This is a genomic window from Enterococcus avium ATCC 14025 (assembly GCF_000406965.1).
Lineage (GTDB): Bacteria > Bacillota > Bacilli > Lactobacillales > Enterococcaceae > Enterococcus_A > Enterococcus_A avium.
In genome coordinates, this window is the sequence record NZ_KE136357.1 from 145174 (window position 1) to 151173 (window position 6000).

Sequence of the window (6000 nt, forward strand, 5' to 3'; positions counted from 1 at the left end):
TTCCTTTTTTGAAGGAAAGTCTCTTTTCTGTAGTTTGGATAAAAAATACCTGTTTTTAGACCATAGTTGAAAAGGTGTAATGCGCTTACAATGAATTCATAAGTTGATCAGCTGATTAGAATGATGAAATGGAGTGTGTGATTGTGAGTAAAAATAGTGATACAGGAAATTCAACAATAAAAAGGTATTCACCTTTAGCGACTGCGGCGGGGATAGGCTCTATGTTAGGTTCTGGGTGTATCGTCGGATTGTCTGCAACGATCCCTGTCTGGCAAAAGGGTTTAGAATTAACGACTGGGCAAGTTGGAATCCTTTCAGGCAGTCTAACATTTGCGATTGCTTTTGGGTCAATGTTTGCTGGAAATATTAGTAAGCGCTTTGGTCTGATCCGATCATTTAATTGGCTAAATCTTTTTTATGCTATTGGTGCAATGATTTGTCTTTTTTCAAACAGTTTTTGGATGTTATTAGCTGGTGTGATCATCATGGGCGGCTCTTCCGGTGCAGATCTGCCAATCAGCTTGACTGTTGTTTCCCATGATGCGCCGGATGAAACCACGTCGGCTAGGCTGGTCTCCTCAACTCAAATTTTTTGGCAAATTGGTGTATTTATTTCTTATATCTGTTCATTCTTGCTTTCAGGAATCGAAGGTGTGCTAGGTGCTCGGATCGTTTTTGCTATTTTATTCGGATTTGCAGTAGTGACTTGGTTGTGGCGGACACTTTCAGCGAAGTTCAAAATTTTTCATGAGGAAGGCTATGCGCGACAAGCGGCAAACAAAACAATTAGTGATAAAGGACAAGAGGTTTCCTTTAAAACAGTTCTTTTTGGTGAAAATAAGAACAAGTATCTCGGCTTCTTCTTGGCAATCATTACATTTTATGTATGCTGGAATTTATTGGCGAATACGTGGGGTCAATTCCAAACCTATGCCTTAACCAATGCAGGGGCAAGCCAAACGCAAGCGACGGGTCTAGGAATCGTCTTAAATATTGTTTCTCTTGCGACAACAATCGTTTTTGCTTCGATCTCAGGTGGGAAATATCGAAATAAAGCCTTTTTCATCGGTGCTTTTGTACAATTTGCAGCGATGGTTGGGATGGCTTTGATCGGAGGCGGCGCCGGCTTTATTGCTTTAGCGATTACGATCGCCTTTTACAACTTCGGAAATCCACTCGCCGGAGAAGCGATTTATAAGGTATGGACGCAGGAATCATTTCCAGCGGAAACCAGAGCCTCACTGCAAGGCTTCATCAATGGGTTTTCACGGTTATGCTGCGGGCTGTTTGCCTTTGTGACGCCTTACTTGGTGATGCCCGATCGCATTCAATCGTCCATGATTGGTTTTGCCGGAATTGTGTTATTGGCTACGATCGCAGGAATCGTCATGATGAGAATGCAGAAGAAATATGGAACCTCTAAGAAGCATGAAACAGAGACAATTCAAGATATTGATGTGACAGTTTAATAAAAAAGTTAGCGAGGGAAATAAAGATGGCATTTACCTTTCAAATTAATAATGATGTTGTTTGGGATTATGATGAAAATCTCTTAGAAAGAGCAGAGGCAAATATTCCGGAATTGATTGAGACAAAGGTTTGTCCAACCGGGATAGTCGAGCGAATTTCAGCAGACCAGCGGACAAATGAGTTTACATTAGCCAAAAGTCAAAAAAATATCTTACATTTAAGCGACTATGCTTTGGGGCGAGGGGAATCGCTGATTCTGGATTTAGGAGACCATTATGTTGGGCACTTTAGTATAGAAATAAATTCGGTGGGCTCGCCCATGGATGCGCCGCTCTATTTACGCTTGAAATTTGCAGAAGTACCGTCAGAGTTGTACGCGGCTTCTGAGGATTACGATGGCTGGTTATCACGATCCTGGATTCAAGAGGAACACGTTCATCTCGACGTACTTCCGGCTAAGCTCCAGCTGCCTAGGCGCTATAGCTGTCGTTATGTAGAACTAAGTGTGATCGATACTTCGCCGAAATGGAAGGCTAGTTTTAGTAATCCGCTCTTTGTCGCAGAGAGCTCCGTTTCTATGAATCAATTGTCAGATAGTACGATTGAAGATGCTGAGCTGAAGGCGATTTACAACGTCTCCGTAAAGACTCTTCAAGACTGTATGCAAACCGTTTTTGAAGACGGGCCAAAACGCGATCGCCGTTTATGGCTGGGGGATCTACGTTTACAGGCATTAGCGAATTATTATACCTTTAATGATCTATTTTTGGTCAAGCGCTGCCTCTATCTTTTTGGCGGTATGCGGACAACTGAAGGCAAGATTCCAGCGAATGTATTCACAGCGCCAGAGTTAACTCCTGATGATACCTTCTTGTTTGACTACAGTCTCTTCTTTATCACTACTTTGTATGATTATGTTCAGCATACAAGTGACTATGATGCGTTAGAAAACTTGTATCCTATCGCCAAAAAGGCAATCGATCTGGCCCTTGAGCAAGTTGATAGCGAAGGTAGATTAGTCTTATCAGAAGAATGGCCGGTATTCGTTGATTGGTCGAATGATTTTGACAAGGCAACTGCTGGACAAGCAATCGTGATCTATACATTAAAGAGATTCATAAAATTAGCAGAAATGTACAATGATCAACAGCACTCCAACTACCATCAGATGCTAGAAAAACTGATTGATTTCTCAAAACAGGCTTTGTTTGATAATAAGCGAAAGCAATTTGTGGTGGAGGAAACGAATGAAGTAAATCTTGCAAGTCAGGTATGGATGGTCTTAGCAGAGGTTTTTGATTCAAACAAGAATAAAAAAATCATGCAGGAAACGATCAAGCAGCATTTTCCAATTACAGGAATTGCGACACCTTATATGTATCATCACATTGTCGAGGCGCTATTTATGGCAGATTGCCAAGAAGAGGCGATCCGTTTGATGAAGGATTATTGGGGGAAGATGATCGACTTGGGAGCGGACACCTTTTGGGAAGCGTTCAAGCCGGAAGACTTAGATTTTTCACCTTACGGCAGCCCAATTTTAAATAGTTATTGCCATGCATGGAGCTGTACACCTGCTTATTTAATCGGCAAATATTTGTTAGCGAATGAATAAAGAAAGACTCATGAGTCGAACAAAAGGTTTGTTGTTCGATTCATGTCTTATTCAATTTTGTGAAACCGTTTCATATTTTATGTAAAGGAGTACTATTTATGGAAACAACCCAAACGAATACCGCAAAAAAACAATTGCTGATGAAGTGGAGACAACGGATTGGTTATGGAGTGTCAGATTTGGCCTGTAACCTTATTTGGCAAATGATTTCGCTCTATCTGTTGTATTTTTACACCGATATCATGCATTTGAATGCTGCCTCAATTAGTTTGATGTTTGTCGTGACGCGATTTGTTGACGGGATTACTGACTTGCTCGTCGGTTACCTGATTGATCACACGAATACCCGATGGGGGAAATCACGGCCCTATTTTCTCTTTGGTGCCATTCCCTTTGCTCTTTTCGCTTTTCTTTGTTTTAACGTACCCAATTTTTCGGCCTCAGGGAAATTAGTCTACGCGTATATCACTTATTTTGGTTTATCCTTAGCCTATACGCTGGTAAATGTTCCGATGGCCTCGATCCTTCCTAGCCTTACAAATGATGCAGAGGAAAGAACGGCGCTATCGACTTCTCGCAAATTTTTCGCCTTTTTAGGAGCGACGATCGTCAGCTCGACCGCTTTAACGTTGGTTGCTTTTTTTGGTAATGGAAGTGAAAGACAGGGCTTCAAGATTGTCATGGGAATTTTTGGGATCATTGGCTGTTTGCTATTCTTTTTTACCTTTTTCAATGTAAGAGAATTACCGATTCATGGCTCAAAGAGCGTTTCATTAAAAACAGTCTTTCGATCGTTACGGCAAAATAAGCCTTGGTTAATTTTTGCAATCAATATCCTTTTCATGTGGACCAGCTTTTTTATTCAATCAAGTGCCTTGGTTTATTATTTTTCTGTCGTTGTCGGAGAAAAATCACTCTCCATTACTGTTGCGACAATTATGTCCATCGTTCCGATGTTCGCAAACTTTTTTGTTCCGGTGCTAGCCAAGCGATTTGGCAAAAGAAATTTGTATCTTTTATCCTCAAGTATCCAATTACTCGGGTTAATCATAATCATGTTCGCTGATAAGGCGCTATACGGTATTTTATGCGGGGCTTTTATCTCGGCTGTTGGTTACGGGATAAAAGAAAGTATTTACTTTTCCATGCAGGCGGATCCAGTTGACTATGGTGAATGGAAAACCGGCGTCAATGTTTCTGGGTCACTTTCGGCGATCAATGGGTTTTTAGGAAAAGTCGCACAGGCGATCTCTGGAGGATTAGCAGGGGCGTTACTTGCTTGGGGAATGTACAAACCAGGTGAAGCGGTGCAAACGGGGCAAGCACTTTTCGCGATTCAAGCGATGTATCTGTATGTCCCAATGATTTTGATTATTTGTTCGATCATCACAATGCTGTTTTACAAGCTAGATAAAATCTATCCGCAGATAAAAGCGGAGTTGGAAGAGAGAAAAAGCGAGGTTGAGACAGAATAAACAATCTCTGTTTCTCTATGCAATTTTTTCGAAATATCGTTATAATTATAGAAAAGATTTCTTTAGAGAGGCGAAGAGTGTTGGAAAAAAAGGTAGATTTATATGAGAAAAACAAATATGAAAATACGTCGTTTCCTTTTGAAATCTATTACGTAAAAAAATACTCGATGACTCCACCAGGTCGAGGTTTTGATAATCTTCATTGGCATGAGGAGATTCAATATACCGTAGCGACTAAAGGAAATCTGACTATTCAAATTAATGGTCAAAACTATCTTCTTGAGGAAGGTGAAGCAATCTTCGTTAATTCGCAATATCTGCATATCACTAAACAGATGGAAGAAGAAGGCTGTTATTTTAGTATTAATTTCAGTACCAAGTTGCTCTCTTTCTTTTTAGGAAGTTTAATGGAACAGGAATATGTTGTTCCATATGTGAATGATTATTTGCTTCCAGTCATCATTTTTAATACAAAGATTGACTGGAAAAAACAGGTGCTGGATATTCTGCTTGAAATAGAAGGTATTTATTCAACAAAAGCAGATTTTGCTTGGCAATATAGAATATCTGTATTGTTATGTCAAGTTTGGTATTTGATTTTGTCGAATACGGAAACAAAGCAAATGACTAATATCCACATACTAAAAAAGAAACAAGAGAGAATTCAACATCTAATTGACTTTGTAAAAGATCATTTCACAGAAGCGTTGACTATCGAAGATATTGCTGATGCAGCACATATTTCGGTTTCAGAATGCACTAGATGCTTCAAGGAATACACGGATTATTCACCTTATGAATATTTGATACAATATCGGGTTTCTGAAGCATCTGCTTTGTTGCTGCAATCGAATCGAACGATTGATAATATCGCAGTCAAAACAGGCTTCAACGATACCTCTAGTTTCATTCGCGCTTTTAAAAAAAGAATTGGTATGACACCGTTAAAGTACAGAAAATCTCATAGCTAATAAAAACTTGCTGATCCAGCAAGTCAGACTGTAGACAAAGTCCATTTTATGGATGCTGTCTACAGTCTTTTCTTTTATAATAGATTTATGAAATCGAATACAAGGAGTGATACTTATGATGTCTAAAAACAATACGAACGGTAGAAATCAATTTGCGATGCTCACGATTGATGATCTGGTTCCTCAAGATCATCTCGTTCGAAAGATTGATGCCGCACTTGATTTTGACTTTATTTATCCAATCGTCGAAGCCACTTACTCCGATTTAGGTCGCCCAAGTATCGATCCAGTGATTCTGATCAAATTGGTGTTTATTCAGTATTTATTCGGCATCCGTTCCATGCGACAAACCATTAAGGAAGTCGACACCAATGTCGCTTACCGCTGGTTTTTAGGCTATTCCTTCGAGGAGAAAATCCCCCATTTCTCAACTTTTGGAAAGAATTATGTCCGCCGATTTAGAGAAACG

5 protein-coding genes are annotated in these 6000 nt (G+C 39.9%); all 5 read left to right on the forward strand.

Annotation, left to right across the window (positions count from 1 at the left end):
- Positions 1–128 precede the first annotated feature (128 nt).
- Positions 129–1469, forward strand: coding sequence for an MFS transporter (locus OMU_RS00690; RefSeq protein ID WP_051122610.1), 1341 nt, complete (start codon positions 129–131; stop codon positions 1467–1469).
- Between the two features lie 26 nt (positions 1470–1495).
- Positions 1496–3085 carry an alpha-L-rhamnosidase-related protein gene (locus tag OMU_RS00695; protein WP_016178047.1) on the forward strand — a complete coding sequence of 530 codons (1590 nt, stop codon included), beginning with the start codon at positions 1496–1498 and terminating at the stop codon, positions 3083–3085.
- Positions 3086–3183: 98 nt separating this feature from the next.
- Positions 3184–4560, forward strand: coding sequence for an MFS transporter (locus tag OMU_RS00700; protein WP_016178048.1), 1377 nt, complete (start codon positions 3184–3186; stop codon positions 4558–4560).
- A 77-nt stretch (positions 4561–4637) separates the two neighbouring features.
- Positions 4638–5531, forward strand: coding sequence for an AraC family transcriptional regulator (locus tag OMU_RS00705; RefSeq protein ID WP_016178049.1), 894 nt, complete (start codon positions 4638–4640; stop codon positions 5529–5531).
- A gap of 115 nt (positions 5532–5646) precedes the next feature.
- Positions 5647–6000: IS1182 family transposase (locus tag OMU_RS00710; RefSeq protein WP_016178050.1), on the forward strand; the 354-nt coding region annotated here is incomplete at its 3' end.

Coding starts and splice junctions, on each gene's coding strand:
- OMU_RS00690 (WP_051122610.1), top strand. CDS start 129: ATGGAGTGTGTGATTGTGAGTAAAAATAGTGATACAGGAAATTCAACA.
- OMU_RS00700 (WP_016178048.1), top strand. CDS start 3,184: ATGGAAACAACCCAAACGAATACCGCAAAAAAACAATTGCTGATGAAG.
- OMU_RS00695 (WP_016178047.1), top strand. CDS start 1,496: ATGGCATTTACCTTTCAAATTAATAATGATGTTGTTTGGGATTATGAT.